Source organism: Streptomyces sp. NPDC058198 (assembly GCF_042882605.1).
Lineage (GTDB): Bacteria > Actinomycetota > Actinomycetes > Streptomycetales > Streptomycetaceae > Streptomyces.
The window spans coordinates 1-16,834 of the sequence record NZ_JBHVVP010000021.1; the positions used below are offsets into that span (position 1 = coordinate 1).

The 16,834-nt window shown below is 72.6% G+C and carries 15 protein-coding genes; 10 read left to right on the top strand and 5 right to left on the bottom strand.

Features of this window, described 5'->3' with window-relative positions; genetic code table 11:
* Positions 1 to 22: 22 nt before the first annotated feature.
* Positions 23 to 1,345, bottom strand: a complete 1,323-nt coding sequence (locus ACFVWW_RS33610) for a DUF1015 family protein (RefSeq protein WP_384191316.1) — start codon at positions 1,343 to 1,345, stop codon at positions 23 to 25.
* A gap of 73 nt (positions 1,346 to 1,418) precedes the next feature.
* Between ACFVWW_RS33610 and ACFVWW_RS33615 the strand changes: the two genes are divergently transcribed.
* From ACFVWW_RS33615 to ACFVWW_RS33630, 4 genes are all read left to right on the top strand, one after another.
* A complete protein-coding gene (locus ACFVWW_RS33615) occupies positions 1,419 to 2,447 on the top strand; it encodes an HAD-IIA family hydrolase (RefSeq protein ID WP_386879460.1) in 1,029 nt (342 codons plus the stop codon).
* 119 nt (positions 2,448 to 2,566) lie between these two features.
* Positions 2,567 to 3,619, top strand: a complete 1,053-nt coding sequence (locus ACFVWW_RS33620; protein WP_386879459.1) for a FecCD family ABC transporter permease — start codon at positions 2,567 to 2,569, stop codon at positions 3,617 to 3,619.
* A complete protein-coding gene (locus ACFVWW_RS33625) occupies positions 3,616 to 4,704 on the top strand; it encodes a FecCD family ABC transporter permease (protein ID WP_386879458.1) in 1,089 nt (362 codons plus the stop codon). Before ACFVWW_RS33620 ends, ACFVWW_RS33625 begins: the two co-directional genes overlap by 4 nt.
* 26 nt (positions 4,705 to 4,730) lie before the next feature.
* Complete coding sequence (locus ACFVWW_RS33630; protein ID WP_386879457.1) at positions 4,731 to 5,603, top strand: ABC transporter ATP-binding protein; 873 nt, start codon at positions 4,731 to 4,733, stop codon at positions 5,601 to 5,603.
* On the opposite strand, the gene ACFVWW_RS33635 is transcribed toward ACFVWW_RS33630, so the two are convergent.
* Entirely contained in the window at positions 5,592 to 5,939 is a 348-nt protein-coding gene (locus ACFVWW_RS33635; protein ID WP_384191329.1) for a sterol-binding protein, read from the bottom strand. The genes ACFVWW_RS33630 and ACFVWW_RS33635 overlap by 12 nt on opposite strands.
* Before the next feature lie 42 nt (positions 5,940 to 5,981).
* Here ACFVWW_RS33635 and ACFVWW_RS33640 point away from each other — a divergent pair, with 42 nt between their 5' ends.
* The 4 genes from ACFVWW_RS33640 to recN all read left to right on the top strand — a co-directional run bounded on the left by ACFVWW_RS33640 (position 5,982) and on the right by recN (position 9,936).
* Entirely contained in the window at positions 5,982 to 6,272 is a 291-nt protein-coding gene (locus ACFVWW_RS33640; protein ID WP_386879456.1) for a hypothetical protein, read from the top strand.
* 36 nt (positions 6,273 to 6,308) lie between these two features.
* Entirely contained in the window at positions 6,309 to 7,124 is an 816-nt protein-coding gene (locus tag ACFVWW_RS33645) for a TlyA family RNA methyltransferase (protein WP_386879455.1), read from the top strand.
* The gene (locus tag ACFVWW_RS33650) at positions 7,121 to 8,059 is read left to right on the top strand and encodes an NAD kinase (protein ID WP_384191336.1); all 939 of its coding nucleotides are present in this window, start codon (positions 7,121 to 7,123) and stop codon (positions 8,057 to 8,059) included. The genes ACFVWW_RS33645 and ACFVWW_RS33650 overlap by 4 nt, the downstream gene beginning before the upstream one ends.
* A 131-nt stretch (positions 8,060 to 8,190) precedes the next feature.
* Complete coding sequence (recN, locus tag ACFVWW_RS33655; protein WP_386879454.1) at positions 8,191 to 9,936, top strand: DNA repair protein RecN; 1,746 nt, start codon at positions 8,191 to 8,193, stop codon at positions 9,934 to 9,936.
* Positions 9,937 to 9,989: 53 nt separating this feature from the next.
* Here the strand turns inward: recN and ACFVWW_RS33660 are convergent, their stop codons facing one another.
* The gene (locus tag ACFVWW_RS33660; protein WP_386879453.1) at positions 9,990 to 10,964 is read right to left on the bottom strand and encodes an SDR family oxidoreductase; all 975 of its coding nucleotides are present in this window, start codon (positions 10,962 to 10,964) and stop codon (positions 9,990 to 9,992) included.
* A 104-nt stretch (positions 10,965 to 11,068) separates the two neighbouring features.
* Between ACFVWW_RS33660 and ACFVWW_RS33665 the strand changes: the two genes are divergently transcribed.
* The gene (locus ACFVWW_RS33665) at positions 11,069 to 11,773 is read left to right on the top strand and encodes a TetR family transcriptional regulator (protein WP_386879452.1); all 705 of its coding nucleotides are present in this window, start codon (positions 11,069 to 11,071) and stop codon (positions 11,771 to 11,773) included.
* 222 nt (positions 11,774 to 11,995) lie between these two features.
* Positions 11,996 to 13,084, top strand: a complete 1,089-nt coding sequence (locus ACFVWW_RS33670; RefSeq protein WP_386879451.1) for a glycosyltransferase family 4 protein — start codon at positions 11,996 to 11,998, stop codon at positions 13,082 to 13,084.
* A 56-nt stretch (positions 13,085 to 13,140) separates the two neighbouring features.
* On the opposite strand, the gene ACFVWW_RS33675 is transcribed toward ACFVWW_RS33670, so the two are convergent.
* Together ACFVWW_RS33675 and ACFVWW_RS33680 are read right to left on the bottom strand one after the other, a co-directional pair.
* The gene (locus tag ACFVWW_RS33675; protein WP_386879450.1) at positions 13,141 to 14,769 is read right to left on the bottom strand and encodes a PucR family transcriptional regulator; all 1,629 of its coding nucleotides are present in this window, start codon (positions 14,767 to 14,769) and stop codon (positions 13,141 to 13,143) included.
* A 153-nt stretch (positions 14,770 to 14,922) separates the two neighbouring features.
* Entirely contained in the window at positions 14,923 to 16,731 is a 1,809-nt protein-coding gene (locus ACFVWW_RS33680; protein ID WP_384191404.1) for a glycoside hydrolase family 15 protein, read from the bottom strand.
* Positions 16,732 to 16,834 lie beyond the last annotated feature (103 nt).

A 16,834-nucleotide genomic window follows, 5' to 3' on the forward strand; every position in this document is an offset into this window, starting at 1 on the left:
CCGCCCACTCGCATTTTCTGTTTCAGCCGAGCGTGAGGCTCCGCAGCACGAGCCCCGTCGCCGGCTTGGGGCCGAAGGACGTGGACTTGCGCGGCATCGTGACGCCCTGGCGGGCCAGTGCCCGTACGACGTCCTCGCGTACGGGATGCATCAGGACCGCCGTGCCGCCGTTGCGTTCCGCGTGCGTGACGGCCGCCTCGGTGTCATGGATATAGGCGATGTGCTCCGGGGCGTCCGGGATCCGCCAGATGTGGTCCAGCAGCGTGGAATGCAGGACCGTCGCGTCCAGTGCCCGCCAGGCCTCCGGCCGGTCCGCGCGGACCGTACGGGCCAGCAGCCCCTCCTCGGGGCGGTCCACCAGATGGAAGCGGCCGTCCCCGGCGAGCAGGAACGCGTTGCCCGTGGTGGTGGCGTCGGCGAGGGCGTCCAGCGCCTCGGGGAGCGGACCGTCGAGCGTACGGACCCGGAACGAGCCCGAGAGCGCCGCGACGGCCCGGTCGACGGGCAGTTGGTGCAGCAGCCGGTGGATGGCGCGGACCTGGAGGGGGTAGCGGGCCGTGTCGATGAGCAGGACCAGGCCGTACCCCCACGGTCCGGTGGCGGGGTGCTCGGCGCGCAGCCGCAGATACGTCGCCCAGCGGTGATGGCCGTCGGCGATCAGGGCCTGGTGGTGGGCGAGGTCGCCGGAGATCTCCGCGAGGTCGCCCGGGTCCGTGACCGACCACAGACGGTGGCTGAAGCCGTCCTCCGTGGTGGTGGCCAGCAGCGGGGGCCGGTGGACGGTGCGTTCGATGACGGCGGCCGTACCGGTCTCACCGCCGGCGCCGGCTTCGTCGGCCGGGCCGGCCTCGCCGGTCACGTCGTCCGCGCCGCGGTAGGTGAGCAGCAGTGGCTCCAGATTCGCGGCGGTCGTGCGCATCAGGGCCGCGCGGTCGGCCACCACGTCCGGCATGACGTCCTCGTGGGGCAGCACAACGCCGTCGGCGGGGGCGGAGAGGGCCAGGGCTCCGATGACGCCGCGCTGCAGCAGGGCTCCCTTGCGCTGCTCGTACACGTAGAGCGCGGGCTCGGGATCGGGGGCGAGGACGCCCTCGGACAGCCAGCGGCCCAGCGTCGCCGCCGCCTGCCGGTGCCGGTCCTCGGGGGTGTCGGCCTGCGGCAGGATCAGCCGGACGATGTTGTGCGGGTCGGCCGACTCCAGGTGATGCAGTCCGTCGGGCCTGACGACCACGTCGTACGGCGGCGAGGTCACGGCGGAGAGACTGCCGACCCGGTCGGGGACGAAGCGGAGTCCACGGAACGGAATCAGTCGCAGCCCCTTGCCCGCAGGACCTGTTGTGTTCATCCGGGCATCGTATGTGGGGAGCGGCGATGCGCGATGATCGGGGGAGAAGTCCCGAGCGAGGAGCGTAAGACGGATGAGCCAGCAGAGCAGGACCAGGCCGGGCGGCAGTGCGACCGCGCTGAACGAGGCGTACGACACGGCTCTGCTCGATCTCGACGGGGTGGTGTACGCGGGCGGCGAGGCCATCGCACACGCGGTCGAATCCCTCGGTACGGCGCGGGACGCCGGGATGCATCTCGCGTATGTCACCAACAACGCGCTGCGCCCGCCCGACGCCGTCGCCATACATCTGACGGAGCTCGGTGTGCCGGCCGACGCCGCCGACGTGATCACCTCTGCGCAGGCGGTGGCCCGGCTGATCGCCGAGCAGGTCCCGGCGGGGGCCAGGGTGCTGGTGATCGGCGGGGACGGGCTGCGGGTCGCGCTGCGTGAGCGCGGTCTCGAGCCGGTGGAGTCCGCCGATGACGACCCGGCCGCCGTGGTGCAGGGATACGGCGGTCCGGACATGGCCTGGGGGCGGTTCGCGGAGGCCTGCTACGCGATTGCCCGGGGTGTGCCGTGGTTCGCGTCCAACACGGATCTGACGATCCCGAGCCCCCGGGGGATCGTGCCGGGCAATGGCGCGGCGGTCGAGGTGGTACGGATCGGCTCGGGCGCCGAGCCGCAGGTCGCGGGCAAACCGCTGCCGCCGATGCACCGGGAGACGATCCTGCGGACGGGAGCGAAGCGGCCGCTGGTCGTCGGGGACCGGCTGGACACCGACATCGAGGGGGCGTTCAACGGCGGTGTGGACTCGCTGCTCGTGCTGACCGGGGTGACGAACGCGGCGCAGCTGCTCGCCGCCGAGCCCAAGTACCGGCCGACGTATGTGGACGCGGATCTGCGCGGGTTGCTGACCGGGCAGCCCGAAGTGACCGAGGCGGACGGCGGGTTCGGCTGCGGCGGGTGGACCGCTTCCGTGCGGGGGAAGGCGCTGGTGCTCGACGGGGACGGCGAGACGCTGGACGGGCTGCGCGCGTTGTGCGCGGCGGCCTGGACGGACGCGGGCGACGGCTCCTGCGAGCTGGACGCGGGCAAGGCGCTGGCGAGGCTCGGTCTGTAGGCCCGCCCGGGTCCTGCGGTGCGCCTGTGGTGGTGCGGCGGTGGCGGTGCGGCCGGGGTGGTACGGCTGGGACAGGACGGCCCAGCGAGGCGGTTGCGAGGGTAGGCTAACCTAACCTCGTGTTGGTCGACAGTCCCCCCGAACAGAGCGCGGAGCCGATACCTCCCGCCGCCCCCCGCAAGCGCCGCACCCTGCGCGCCGCGGGGCTGCTCCTCTCCCTCGGCATCCTGCTGCTGGTCTGTACCGCGAGCATCGCGATCGGCGCCAAACCACTGCCGCTCGGCGATGTGTGGCACGGCCTGTTTCACGACTCCGGCACCGGCGACGATGTGATCGTCGCCGATGTGCGGTTGCCGAGAACCGTCCTCGGGCTGCTCGTCGGGATCGCGCTCGGGCTGGCCGGCGCCGTGATGCAGGCGCTCACCCGCAACCCGCTCGCCGAGCCGGGACTGCTGGGCGTGAACGCGGGAGCCGCCGCCGCGGTCGTCTCCGCCATCAGCTTTCTGGGCGTCACCTCGATCACCGGCTATGTGTGGTTCGCCTTCCTGGGCGCGGGGGTCGTCTCGGCCGTCGTGTACGTCCTGGGCGGCAGCCGCGGCGCCACGCCCGTACGTCTCGCGCTCGCCGGTACGGCGGCGACCGCCGCGCTCTTCGGCTATGTCAACGCGGTTCAGCTGCTGGACTCCGCCGCGCTCGACCGGCTGCGCTTCTGGACCGTCGGTTCCCTCGCCTCGGCCGATATGGCGACCGTCGGCAAGGTGTGGCCGTTCATCGCCGTCGGCGTACTGCTCGCGCTGCTGATCGCCCGTCCGCTGAACGCCATGGCGATGGGCGACGACACCGCCCGCGCGCTGGGCGCGCGGCTGACCCGTACCCGCGTCCTCGCGATGCTCTCCGTCACCCTGCTGTGCGGCGCCGCGACCGCGGCCTGCGGGCCGATCGTCTTCATCGGGCTGATGGTGCCTCACCTGGTACGCGGCTTCACGGGCCCCGACATGCGGTGGATCCTGCCGTACGCGGCGGTGCTCTCGCCCGTACTGCTGCTGGGCGCCGATGTGGTCGGCCGGGTCGTCGCCAGGCCGTCGGAGCTCCAGGTCGGCATCGTCACCGCGCTGATCGGCGGGCCCGTCTTCATCCAGCTCGTACGCCGCAAGAGGATGGCCCAGCTGTGACCGGGTCCGTCCGGGAGAAGGCCCCGGTACGCCCCGAAGGTTCCACGCGCTCCACGATCCGTGCCATCCGGACGCCCGGCGGGCTGTCCGTACGGATCGACCGCCGCTCCGCCCTGGTCGTACTGATGCTCGCCGTGGCCGCGCTGGCGGCCGGAGTCGTCCTCATCGGCAGCGGCGACTACCCGATGTCCCCCGGTGACGTCGTCACGGCCCTGGCCGGAAACGGGACGCCGGGGCAGGAGTTCATCGTCCAGGAGCTGCGGCTGCCACGGGTCCTGGTGGGGCTGCTCGTCGGCGCGGCACTCGGCGTCGGCGGAGCGGTCTTCCAGTCCATGACCCGCAATCCGCTCGGCAGCCCCGATGTGATCGGCTTCGGCCAGGGCGCGACCGTCGGTGCGCTGAGTGTGATCGTCCTCTTCCACGGCAGTCCGGTCGCCGTCGCGGGCGGCGCGGTCGTCGGCGGCGTGGTGACCGGGGTCGGCGTCTATGTGCTGGCCTGGAAGCGCGGTGTGTACGGCTACCGGCTGGTCCTCATCGGTATCGGCGCGGCCGCGATGCTCACCGCCGCCAATCACTACCTGATCACCAAGGCCGATCTGATCGACGCGACCCGGGCCGTGCTCTGGATGACGGGTTCGCTCGACGGGCGCGACTGGGCCCAGGTCTGGCCGCTGCTCGCGGTCTGCGCCGTGCTCGTCCCGCTGGCACTCGGCTACGGACGGCCGCTGCGCATGCTGGAGATGGGCGACGACGCGGCGTACGCGCTCGGCGTGCGGGTCGAGCGGACCAGGGTGGTCCTGATGGCCTCCGCCGTGCTGCTCGTCGCCGTGGCGACCGCCGCCGCGGGCCCCATTTCCTTCGTGGCGCTGAGCGCCCCGCAGCTCGCCCGCCGGCTGACCCGCTCGCCGGGGCCCAACCTCGGCCCGGCCGCTGTTATGGGCGCGGTGCTGCTGCTCGTCGCGGACTGGGTCGCCACCTCGGCGTTCGGCGACCGGCAACTGCCCGTCGGTGTGGTGACGGGCGTGCTCGGCGGCTGCTATCTGCTCTGGCTGCTGGTCACCGAACGCAAGGCAGGACGCATATGAACCCCGTGAACTCCAGGAGTACGACCATGCAGCGCCTCACCGCGGAATCGGTGACCCTCGGCTACGACCAGCGGGTCATCGCCCGCGATCTGTCGGTGGAGATCCCCGATCACTCCTTCACGGTGATCGTCGGTCCGAACGCCTGCGGCAAGTCGACCTTGCTGCGGGCGCTCTCCCGGATGCTCAGGCCCTCGCAGGGGCGCGTCCTGCTGGACGGCACGGCCATCCACTCGATGCCCGCCAAGAAGGTCGCCAGGACCCTCGGTCTGCTGCCGCAGTCGTCCATCGCGCCCGACGGCATCACGGTCGCGGATCTGGTGGCGCGCGGCCGCTACCCGCATCAGGGGCTGCTGCGCCAGTGGTCGCAGGAGGACGAGCGGACGGTCGAGGAGTCCATGGCGGCGACCGGCGTCGGTGAACTGGCCGATCGCTATGTCGATGAATTGTCCGGCGGCCAGCGCCAGCGGGTCTGGATCGCGATGGCCCTCGCCCAGCAGACGCCGTTGTTGCTGCTGGACGAGCCGACCACGTTCCTCGACATCCAGCACCAGATCGATGTGCTGGACCTCTGCGCCGAGCTGCACGAGACCCAGGGCCGTACGCTCGTCGCCGTCCTGCACGACCTCAACCACGCGGCTCGTTACGCCACCCACCTCATCGCCATGCGCGAGGGGCGGATCGTGGCGGAGGGCGCGCCCGCGGACGTCGTCACGGCGGATCTGGTGGAACGGGTGTTCGGCCTGCGCTGTCAGGTCATCGACGACCCGGAGACCGGCACGCCGCTGGTCGTTCCCGCGGGACGCCGCGCCCGGCAGGCCGTCCCCGGAGCCGGAGCCGGAGCCGGTGCCGCGGCGGGGCAGCCGTCGCCGGGCGCGCTGCCGGGCGCGCTAAAGAAGTGACTTCAGGCGCAGCAGGTCGCGGACGCCCGCGACCAGCCTGACCCGGCCCGAGGCCCAGGCCCGCGCGAAGTTCAGCTCGCCGTCGACCAGCGCGACCAGGTCGTCACCCGCCATCGCCAGTCCGATCTGGGTCTTGTCCTGCGGCGGTCCTTCCATGGTGTCCGCCACCTCGATCCGGCCGTCCACCAGACGGCCGGAGAAGGTGAGGTCCAGATCCGTGATGTGGCAGCTGAGTGAACGGTTGAATCCGGCCGCGGTGCGGGCCTTGCCGTCCGCGCGCGCCAGATTGTCAGAGAGCTTGTCGAGTGCGCTGAGGCACTCCTCCTTCGTCGCCATCGCGACCGACGGTACCGCAGGCCTTCGGGGTAGCGTCTGGGCATGAGCGACTCGATGGCGGGCCCGGCCGAGCGGGAGCCCGGAGCGGCCGGCCCTCCCGCGCACGAACCGGCGGCGCCGCAGCCCCTCGGCGTGGAACGCGTCCCCACCGGCCACGCCGAGGTGGACGAGCGGCTGGCGCGGCTCGCCGACGCCGACCACCTCCCTGCGGACGGCCATGTCGAGGTGTACGAGGATGTACACCGGGGGCTGCGCGACGCGCTGACCGCGCTCGACGCACGTCCGGCACCCCAGGGGCCTCACGGGCCCCAGGGACAGCCGACGCCCCGGTGACATCTCTCGCGTACGACCACAGGAGCTGAACCGAACGTGGCTGGACTGGCACGCCGCCGTCTCGATGCCGAGCTGGTACGCCGTAACCTCGCACGCTCGCGTGAGCACGCGAGCCAGCTGATCGCCGCGGGCCGGGTGACCGTCGGCGGCGCCACGGCGACCAAGCCCGCCACCCAGGTCGAGACCAGCGCCGCCGTCGTCGTCACCGAGGACGACGGCGACCCCGACTACGTCTCGCGCGGCGGACACAAACTCGCGGGCGCCCTGGCGGCCTTCACACCGCTCGGACTTGAGGTCCGGGACCGGCGGGCGCTCGACGCGGGCGCGTCCACCGGTGGCTTCACGGACGTCCTGCTGCGGGCCGGCGCCGGCCATGTGGTCGCGGTGGACGTCGGCTACGGACAACTCGCCTGGTCGCTGCGGAGCGATGAACGCGTCACCGTCAAGGACCGTACGAACGTACGTGAGTTGACGCTTGACGCGATCGAAGGGGAGCCCGTGGATCTGATCGTGGGGGATCTGTCGTTCATCCCGCTCGGGATCGTGCTGCCCGCGCTGGTGCGCTGCGCGGCCGCCGACGCCGATCTCGTACTGATGGTGAAACCGCAGTTCGAGGTGGGCAAGGAGCGGCTGGGCAGCGGAGGTGTCGTACGCAGTCCCGAACTGCGCGCGGAGGCCGTACGGGCCGTGGCGCGGCGGGCGGGTGAACTCGGCCTCGGGGTAAGGGGTGTTACCGCCAGTCCGCTGCCGGGCCCCTCCGGAAATGTCGAGTATTTTCTGTGGCTCCGCGCCGGAGCGCCCGCACTCGATCCGGCGGATGTCGACCGTGCAGTGGCGGAAGGACCCCGTTGACCACGAAGCCCGCGAGCCTCACGACCCCCACCAACCCGGAACGCACCGTGTTCCTGCTGGCCCACACCGGCAGACCCGCGGCGATCCGCAGCGCCGAACTGGTGGTGAACGGACTGGTGCGCAGCGGACTCGGCGTACGGGTCCTGGCCACGGAGGCGGTCGATCTGCCGCTGCCGCCCTCCGTCGAGACGGTGCCCGACGCCACCCCCGGCGCGCTGGACGGCTGCGAACTGCTGATCGTGCTCGGCGGGGACGGCACGCTGCTGCGCGGCGCCGCGTTCGCGCGGGCCTCGGGTGTTCCCATGCTCGGGGTCAATCTCGGCCGGGTCGGCTTTCTCGCCGAGGCGGAACGGGACGATCTGGACAAGGTCGTCAACCGCGTCGTCACTCGTGCGTATGAGGTCGAGGAGCGGATGACGATCGATGTCGTCGTGCACAGCAACGGCGATGTGGTCCATAGGGACTGGGCGCTCAACGAGGCGGCGGTGCAGAAGGTCTCGCCCGAGCGGATGCTCGAAGTCGTCCTGGAGATCGACGGCCGGCCGGTCACCGCCTTCGGCTGCGACGGGATCGTCTGCGCCACCCCCACCGGGTCGACGGCGTACGCCTTCTCGGCCGGCGGACCGGTCGTCTGGCCGGAGGTCGAGGCGCTGCTGATGGTGCCGATCAGCGCCCACGCCCTGTTCGCGAAACCGCTGGTGACCTCGCCGACCACGGTGCTGGCGGTGGAGGTGCAGGCGCACACCCCGAACGGGGTGCTGTGGTGCGACGGGCGCAGGACCGTCGAGCTGCCTCCGGGGGCGCGGGTGGAGGTGCGGCGCGGGGCCGTGCCCGTACGGCTGGCGCGGCTGCATCACGCGTCGTTCACCGACCGGCTGGTGGCCAAGTTCGCGCTGCCGGTGTCCGGCTGGCGCGGGGCGCCGCACCGGGAGTGACGCTGTCCGGGGCGGTTCGCGTACGGACGGCCCGCCCCGGCGGGACCGGGCGGGAAGCGACGGAACTCCGCCCGGTCGAGCGAACCGGGGGTGGGGTCCGTCGCACAGCCGGCCCAGGACCTCGTATGGTCATGACCGTGTTGGAGGAGATGCGGATACGGTCGCTCGGGGTCATCGACGATGCGGTCGTCGAGCTGTCGCCCGGCTTCACGGCGGTGACCGGTGAGACGGGCGCGGGCAAGACCATGGTCGTCACCAGCCTGGGGCTGCTGCTCGGCGGACGCGCCGATCCCGCCCTCGTGCGGATCGGCGCCAAATCGGCGGTCGTGGAGGGGCGGATCACCCTGGCCGCCGGTTCTCCCGCGGCCGTACGGGCCGAGGAGGCCGGGGCCGAGCTGGACGACGGCGCGCTGCTCATCAGCAGAACCGTCTCCGCTGAGGGGCGCTCGCGCGCTCATCTGGGCGGCAGGTCCGTCCCGGTGGGCATGCTGGCCGAACTGGCGGACGACCTCGTCGCCGTACACGGCCAGACCGACCAGCAGGGGCTGCTGCGGCCCGCCCGGCAGCGGAAGGCCCTCGACCGGTACGCGGGCGACGCGGTCGTCGTGCCCCATACCGCCTACGCGGCCGCCTACCGCAGGCTGCGGGCCGTCGCCTCGGAACTGGACACCCTGACCACGCGGGCCCGTGAGCGCGCGCAGGAAGCCGATCTGCTGCGCTTCGGGCTGAACGAGGTCGCGGCCGTCGAGCCGAGGGCGGGGGAGGACACCGAACTCGCCGCCGAGGCGGAGCGACTCGGCCACGCGGAGGCCCTGGCGTCCGCCGCGGCCGTCGCGCACGCGGCGCTCGCCGGCAACCCCGAGGACCCGGAGGGCATCGACGCGACGACGCTCGTCGGAGGCGCGGGACGGGCGCTGGAGGCCGTACGGTCCCACGATCCGGCGCTCGCCGGGCTGGGCGACCGGATGGGGGAGATCTCCATCCTGCTGGCGGACGTGGCGGGGGAGCTCGCCGGATACGCGGACAACCTGGACGCCGATCCGCTGCGGCTGGCCGCGGTGGAGGAGCGGCGGGCCGCGCTCACCGGACTGACGCGTAAGTACGGCCCGGACATCGCCGCCGTACTGGCCTGGGCCGAGGAGAGCACGGCGCGGCTGACCGAGCTGGAGGGCGACGACGACCGGATCGGTGAGCTGACGGTCGAGCACAACGACCTCCGGTCCGAATTGTCCGGTCTCGCGCAGGCGTTGACCGACGCCCGCACGGAGGCCGCGGCGCGCTTCGCGGACGCCGTCACGGCGGAGCTGGCCTCGCTGGCGATGCCGCACGCGCGCGTCTCGTTCGACATCCGGCAGACCGAGTCCGCCGACGCCACGTCCGGTGTCGAGGTGGGCGGCCGCTCCGTGACGTACGGGCCGCACGGGGTCGACGAGGTCGAGCTGCTGCTCGCCCCCCATCCGGGCGCCCAGCCCCGGCCGATCGCCAAGGGCGCGTCGGGCGGTGAACTGTCCCGGGTGATGCTCGCCGTGGAGGTGGTCTTCGCGGGATCCGATCCGGTGCCGACGTATCTCTTCGACGAGGTGGACGCGGGTGTCGGCGGCAAGGCGGCGGTCGAGGTCGGCCGCCGGCTCGCGAAGCTCGCCAAGTCGGCGCAGGTGGTGGTGGTGACCCACCTTCCCCAGGTCGCGGCCTTCGCCGACCGCCAGCTGCTGGTCGAGAAGACGAACGACGGCTCGGTGACGCGCTCCGGGGTGACGGTCCTGGAGGGTGAGGACCGGGTGCGGGAGCTGTCGCGGATGCTGGCGGGCCAGGAAGACTCCGAGACGGCCCGCGCCCACGCGGAAGAACTGCTGGCCACGGCCCGCGCCGACGCGTAACGCCTCCGGCGGGTGCGGGTGCGGGTGTCGGTGCGGGTCGGTGACGGCCCCTCCTAGGCGGCTCGTAGGGGTGTCGGCTGCGGGTACGTCGTGTGGGTGAGGGTCTCGGAGAGCTGCCACAGTCTGGTCGCCGTTTCTTCGTCCTTGGCGCGGGCGGGGATCTTGGCGGGGGAGGGCGCGCCGGTCAGTTCCGCGAAGCCCCCCGGGCCGTAGTACGCGCCGCCCCGTGCCTCGTCCGAAGTGGCCGCGTACAGGGCGGGGAGGATGCCGGCGGGGATGTGCTGCCACATCCAGGGGATGCGGTACGCGACGCTGTTGACGCGGGCCGCCAGCCCGGGGGCGGCCCCGCCGTGGGTGGGGCCCGTCACCTGGAGGTTGGTGATCGTGGCGCCGGGGTGCGCCGCGTTGCTGCGGATGTTCCAGCCGGACAGCCGGCTGCGGCGGTCGAGTTCGGTCGCGAATATCAGCGTGGCGAGCTTGGACATCGCATACGACCGCTGCGGGCGGTAGTCCTCGCTCTGCAGATCGTCGAAATCGATCCGGCCGAAGCGGTTGGTCAGACTGCCCATCGTGACCACCCGGGCGCCGCCGTCCGCCCGCAGGAGCGGCAGCAGATGGCAGGTCAGGGCGAAGTGCCCCAGATAGTTGCTGCCGAACTGAAGCTCGAAGCCGTCCTGCGTGGTGTCGCGCTCCGGTGGGGTCATGATCCCGGCGTTGTTGACCAGGAAGTCCAGCGGACGGCCCTCCTCGGTCAGCTCGCGCCCGAGCGCGGCGACCGAAGCGAGCGAGGAGAGGTCGAGCGACTTCATCCGCAGCCGGGCGCCGGGGACGGCGGCGCGGACCCGCTCCATCGCCTCCTCGCCCTTGTGCGGGTTGCGGACGGCGAGCACGACGTCCGCGCCCGCCGCCGCGAAGCGGCCGGTGAGTCCGAAGCCGATGCCGCTGTTGGCGCCGGTGATGACGGCGAGCCGGCCGGTGAGGTCGGGAACCGTGATGTCGGGGACGGTGCGGGGGGTGGTACGAGGCATGACGGGGTCTCCTGACGGGAGAGGACGGTGTCCGGTCTGTCCATTCCAAGTTAACGGACCACTGGTCTTTTATCAATAGACCGGCGGTCCGTTATCCTTCTCGCATGTCGTCCCCGCCGTCCGAATTCCGCCGCGCACGCCGCCCCGAGCAGGTCGAGGCCCGCCGCCGGGCGATCCTGGCGACCGCACGCGAGACCCTGCTCGAACGCTCCCTCGCCGAGGTCAGCCTGCGGGAGCTGAGCGACCGCGTCGGGCTCGCCAAATCGAATGTCCTGCGCTACTTCGACAGCCGGGAAGCGATCTTCCTGGAGGTCCTGGAGACCGAGTGGTCGTCCTGGCTGGACGCTCTGGAGGGCGAGGGCGAGGGCGAGGGCGAGGGCGCCGAAGCCGACGGCGGAAGCGGTGGGCCGTACGCCGTCGAGATCCGCTTCGCCACCTCCGTCGCCGATACCCTCTGTGTCCGCCCCCTGCTGTGCGAGCTGATCAGCGCCATGGCCGGGGTGCTGGAGCGGAACATCTCCATCGGCTTCGCCCGCGACTTCAAACAGCGGGCCGCGGCCCACACCGACCGGCTGGCCGCGCTGGTCCGCACCCGGCTGCCCCAGCTCGACGAGGCGGCCGCCGGCCACTTCGCCGGCGCGGTCTTCGTGATCACCGCGGGCATGTGGCCGTATGTGAATCCGACCGAGGCCGTCGCCACCGTGACCGCCGAGATGGGCTACCCCACCGCCGCCGAGGCGTTCCCCCTCCAGCTGCGCGAGGGATTCATCACCCACCTCATCGGGCTGACCGCGCGGGCAGCCTCCTAAGGTGAAACGGCACGTGCGGTTCGCGCGCTCACCCATGTGAGTGGTCCCCGGCGCGGAGTTGCGGCGCCGGACACAAGAACGACGCCTCGGCGGTGCCGGAACGTGCGTACGGACTGGCATCCTTGACGCAGGGCCGCCGGGGCGTGGCCGCCCGGCCCCAAGTCCCCCGACAGCGCCCCTCTGTCCCGCAATCCCCGATCCCGATCCAGGAGCCTTGACCACGTGACACAGCTGCGTACGGTCCAGGTGCTGGGCGGTGGCAGTGCGGGCAGCAGCGCGCACGTCCGATCGCTGGCGGCCGGTCTGGTCGCCAGGGGAGTGCGCGTGACGGTGTGCGCCCCCACCGAACTCGACCGCGCCTACGACTTCCGCGGGTCCGGGGCGCGGCACGTCCCCGTACCCCGGCGCAGTGACCCGGCCGCCGTCGCGGCCCTGCGGGCGGCCTGCGCCGACGCGGACGTGGTGCACGCGCACGGACTGCACGCCGCGGTACGGACCGCGATGGCGCTCGGCGGCCAGCGCGTACCGCTCGTCGTCACGTGGCACACCCGCGGGCACGCCGAGGGAGCGCGGGGTCATCTGATGCGGCTGCTGGAACGAAGGGCCGCCAGAGCGGCGGCCGTTGTGCTCGGCACCTCCTCGGAACTGGTCGACCGGGCCCGCAGCAGAGGCGCCCGCGACGCCCGGCTCGCGCCGGTCGCGGTGCCAGGACCCCGTCGGCCGGCCGACGGCCCCCGGGACAAGGCCCGCGCCGAACTCGGCGCGGTCGACCGTCCGTTGCTGATGGCCGTCGGCGGCCTGGCGCTGAACCAGGGGTACGACACGCTGCTGGACGCGGCCAGGACCTGGCGCGGACTCGACCCCACGCCGCTGCTCGTCATCGCCGGAGAGGGCCGGGAGCGCGGCAGACTGCAGCGCCGCGTCGAGAACGGCGAGCTGCCCGTACGCCTTGTCGGCAGCCGCAACGACATCACCGAACTCCTCGCCGCCGCCGATCTCGCGCTGCTGCCCAGCCGCTGGGAGGCCCGCTCCGTTCTCGCGCAGGAGGCGCTGCGGCTCGGTGTGCCGCTCATCGCCACGGCGGTCGGCGGCATCCCCGAACTGGTCGGCGACGCGGCGGAACTCGTCCCGTACGGCGACGCGGCGGCCCTCTCCGAAGCGGTGGTACGGCTCCTCGGTGACCCGGACCGCCGACAGCGACTCGCCGTGGCGGGCCGCGCCCAGGCGGCGACCTGGCCGACGGAGGACGAGACGATCGCTCAGGTCCTCAGCGTCTACGACGAGTTGACGCAGCCGCGCGGCTCCCGCTGACCGAGCGCGCCGCCCCCGTCCCGCCGCAGGGCCTCAGAGCGCGTGACAGCGGGCTCTCAGGGCGCGTGGCGGCGGGCCCTCAGGGCCAGGCTCAGGGCCAGTACCGTCTGCGGGTCGTCCAGGTCGGTGCCGAGCAGCTCGGCGATTCTGGCCAGCCGGTTGTAGAGGGTCTGGCGGTTCAGATGAAGCTCGCGGGCCGTCTCGGCCTTGCGGCCGGCGTGGGCCAGATAGACCTCCAGCGTCGGCAGCAGCGCCGCCCTGGACGCCCGGTCGTGCTCGCGCAGGGGGCCGATCGCACGGTCCACGAAGGCGGCCAGATCGGGATGGTCCCGCAGTCGCCACAGCAGCAGGTCGATATCGAGGCGACGGGCGTCGTACCACGGCCGGTCCGACAGGCCCTGCGCCGCCGTCGCGGTCTCCGCCGCGTGCCGCAGGCCCGCGCCCGCCGCCGCCCAGCCGCCCGCGACCCCGACGACCACCACCGGCGGCTCCGCGCCCGCCCGCTCCAGCCCGGCCCGCTCCACGCCCGTCCGCAGCGCCGTCGCGACCCGGTCGGCCACCGCCGTACGTTCGGACTCGGAGCGCAGGCCGAGCAGCAGCGGCACCCGGCCCTCCACCGGACGTACACCCAGCAGCACCGGCACGCCCACGGACGACAGCTCCTCCAGCACCGCCCGCGCCAGCAGCGCCCAGCTGCCCGACGGCGACAGTTCGGACGCCAGACGCATCACCACCGGCAGCAGCGGTCCCTCGCCCGGCTTGAAGCCCAGGACCTTCGCCTGCGCGGGCGCGTCCTCGGCGAGGATCCGGCCCGCCGCGAGATCGGTCAGGAAGTCGCCGCGGCCGCGCGCCGCCAGCTCCTCCTCCTGGCGGGCCTGCATCAGCACGACCGCCAGGATGCCCGCCGCCCGCTCGGCCGCCATCCGGTGCACCGGCAGCAGCGGCGCCGACACGGCGGGCAGCACCAGCCGGGCGCGCACCGCGGCCGTACCGTGCCCGCCGCCCGCCACATCGACCAGTACCGTCCCCGCGGGCGGCCCCGCCGCCCGCGCGGCCCGCTGGCCGCGCAGCCCCTCCCAGATCTGCAACGGGTCCGCGGCGGCCGGCGCAGCGCCGGGGGCCGCCGCGTAGAGCAGCTGCCCCTCCGCCGTCTCCAGGAAGACCGGATTGCCCGCGAAATCCGCGAGGATCCGGAGCACCTGCGGCACCCCGCCCCCGTCCAGCAGAGCTTCGGTGCACCGCCGGTGGACCTCCTCGGCCTGCCGCAGCAGCGCGTAGTGACCGTTCACGATCTCGGTGTGGACCTCTTCGGTCACCGAGACGAAGGCCACCTCGCGGTGCAGCTGCACCACCGGCAGCCCGGCCGCCCGCGCGGTCTCCACGAGCGTCGCCGGCAGCCGGTCGAACCGCGGCCCCAGCTCCACCACCAGCGCCGCGATCCCGCGGTCGGCGAGTCCGCGCACGAAGGCCCGCTGCTCGGCGGGCCGGGTACCCAGGCCGAGACCGGTGGTGAGGAGCAGTTCGCCGCCCTTCAGCAGCGAGGCGATGTTCGGGACCTCGCCCGCGTGCACCCAGCGCACCGTACGGTCCAGCCGGTCCGCGCAGGCGACGACCTCGGGCAGTCCACCGCGCAGTCCCGGCAGCTCAAGCGCCCGCCGCACGGTGATTCCGCCCTGACTGTCCATGAAGCCGGAGGCTACCCGCGGATACCTCCCGCGGACATCTCCGGATCACCTCCGGATCACCTCCCGAGCCGTGGACCGGCTCCCGGGCAGCCGGGAAGGCCCGGACCACGGCGCGCGAAGCACCGTCGTCCGAGCCCTCCCGGGGCCGGTCCGTCAGCCGCCGTACGCCCCCGACGCCGTCAGCCGCAGCGCCGTGTCGATCAGCGGCACATGGCTGAACGCCTGCGGGAAGTTCCCCACCTGGCGCTGGAGCCGGGAGTCCCACTCCTCGGCCAGCAGCCCCAGGTCGTTCCGCAGCGCGAGCAGCTTCTCGAAGAGCTTGCGGGCCTCGTCCACCCGCCCGATCATCGCCAGGTCGTCGGCGAGCCAGAACGAGCAGGCGAGGAAGGCACCCTCGTCGCCCGCCAGTCCGTCGACGCCCGCCTCGGCGCCGGCGGTCGGGTAGCGCATGATGAAGCCGTCCTCCGTGGACAGCTCCCGCTGGATCGCCTCGATCGTGCCGATGACCCGCTTGTCGTCCGGCGGCAGGAAGCCCATCTGCGGAATGAGCAACAGCGACGCGTCCAGCTCCTTGGAGCCGTACGACTGCGTGAAGGTGTTCCGCTCCTTGTCGTACCCCTTCTCGCAGACATCGTGATGAATGTCATCCCGCATCTCGCGCCAGCGCTCCAGCGGCCCGTCGGCGTCCCCGGACTCGATCAGCTTGATCGTCCGGTCGACCGCGACCCAGGCCATCACCTTGGAGTGCACGAAGTGCCTGCGCGGCCCGCGCACCTCCCAGATGCCCTCGTCCGGCTGGTCCCAGTGCTTCTCCAGGTAGCGGATCAGCTTGAGCTGGAGCACCGAGGCGTAGTCGTTGCGGGCCAGACCCGTCATGTGCGCCAGGTGCAGCGCCTCGGTGACCTCGCCGTACACATCCAGCTGAAGCTGGTGCGCGGCGCCGTTGCCGACCCGGACCGGGCCCGAGCGCTCATAGCCGGGCAGCCAGTCGAGCTCCGCCTCACCCAGCTCCCGCTCGCCCGCGATCCCGTACATGATCTGCAGATTCTCCGGGTCGCCGGCGACCGCGCGCAGCAGCCACTCGCGCCAGGCGCGGGCCTCGTCGCGATAGCCCGTGCGCAGCAGCGAGGAGAGCGTGATCGCGGCGTCGCGCAGCCAGGTGTAGCGGTAGTCCCAGTTCCGTACGCCGCCGATCTCCTCCGGCAGGGAGGTCGTCGGCGCCGCGACGATCCCGCCCGTCGGGGCGTACGTCAGGGCCTTGAGCGTGATCAGGGAACGGATCACTGCCTCTCGGTAAGGGCCGTGATACGTACAGTGCTCGACCCACTCGCGCCAGAAATCGGAGGTCGCTTCGAGCGAGCCCTCGGGATCCGGCAGCGCGGGCGGCTGCCGGTGCGAAGGCTGCCAGCTGATGGTGAAGGCGATCCGGTCGCCCGGCGCCACGGTGAAGTCGGAGTACGTCGTGAGGTCCTTGCCGTACGTCTCCGCCTCGGTGTCGAGCCAGACCGAGTCGGGTCCGGCCACGGCGACCGTGCGGTTGTCGACCTTGTGGACCCACGGCACCACGCGTCCGTAGCTGAAGCGCATCCGCAGCGCGGAGCGCATCGGCACCCGTCCGCTGATGCCCTCCACGATCCGGATCACCTGCGGGGCGCCATCACGCGGCGGCATGAAATCGGTCACTCTTACCGTGCCGCGCGGCGTGTCCCACTCCGATTCCAGGATCAGGGAGTCACCCCGGTACCGGCGCCGGGTGGCCCGGGGCGGCGCGGCGCCCGCGGGGTACGCGGGTCCGAGCCGCCAGAAACCGTGTTCATCGGTTCCCAGCAGCGCCGCGAACACGGCGTGCGAGTCGAAGCGGGGCAGGCACAGCCAGTCGACTGTGCCGTCCCGGCAGACCAGGGCGGCGGTCTGCATATCTCCGATAAGTGCGTAATCCTCGATGCGCCCGGCCACGTGCATCTCCAGTCGAACGGCCACGTCCGCCCCGCGGGGCGCTTACTGCGGTCAAGGGTCGTTGACGAGCTCTTTTTCCGGGAAATCGGGCGGTGAGATGCCGTTTGCC

Bases quoted from the DNA above. Each gene is read 5' to 3' on its own strand.
- ACFVWW_RS33610 (WP_384191316.1), bottom strand. From the start codon at position 1,345: ATGAACACAACAGGTCCTGCGGGCAAGGGGCTGCGACTGATTCCGTTC.
- ACFVWW_RS33615 (WP_386879460.1), top strand. From the start codon at position 1,419: ATGAGCCAGCAGAGCAGGACCAGGCCGGGCGGCAGTGCGACCGCGCTG.
- ACFVWW_RS33630 (WP_386879457.1), top strand. From the start codon at position 4,731: ATGCAGCGCCTCACCGCGGAATCGGTGACCCTCGGCTACGACCAGCGG.
- ACFVWW_RS33635 (WP_384191329.1), bottom strand. From the start codon at position 5,939: ATGGCGACGAAGGAGGAGTGCCTCAGCGCACTCGACAAGCTCTCTGAC.
- ACFVWW_RS33640 (WP_386879456.1), top strand. From the start codon at position 5,982: ATGAGCGACTCGATGGCGGGCCCGGCCGAGCGGGAGCCCGGAGCGGCC.
- recN (WP_386879454.1), top strand. From the start codon at position 8,191: ATGACCGTGTTGGAGGAGATGCGGATACGGTCGCTCGGGGTCATCGAC.
- ACFVWW_RS33660 (WP_386879453.1), bottom strand. From the start codon at position 10,964: ATGCCTCGTACCACCCCCCGCACCGTCCCCGACATCACGGTTCCCGAC.
- ACFVWW_RS33665 (WP_386879452.1), top strand. From the start codon at position 11,069: ATGTCGTCCCCGCCGTCCGAATTCCGCCGCGCACGCCGCCCCGAGCAG.
- ACFVWW_RS33675 (WP_386879450.1), bottom strand. From the start codon at position 14,769: ATGGACAGTCAGGGCGGAATCACCGTGCGGCGGGCGCTTGAGCTGCCG.
- ACFVWW_RS33680 (WP_384191404.1), bottom strand. From the start codon at position 16,731: ATGCACGTGGCCGGGCGCATCGAGGATTACGCACTTATCGGAGATATG.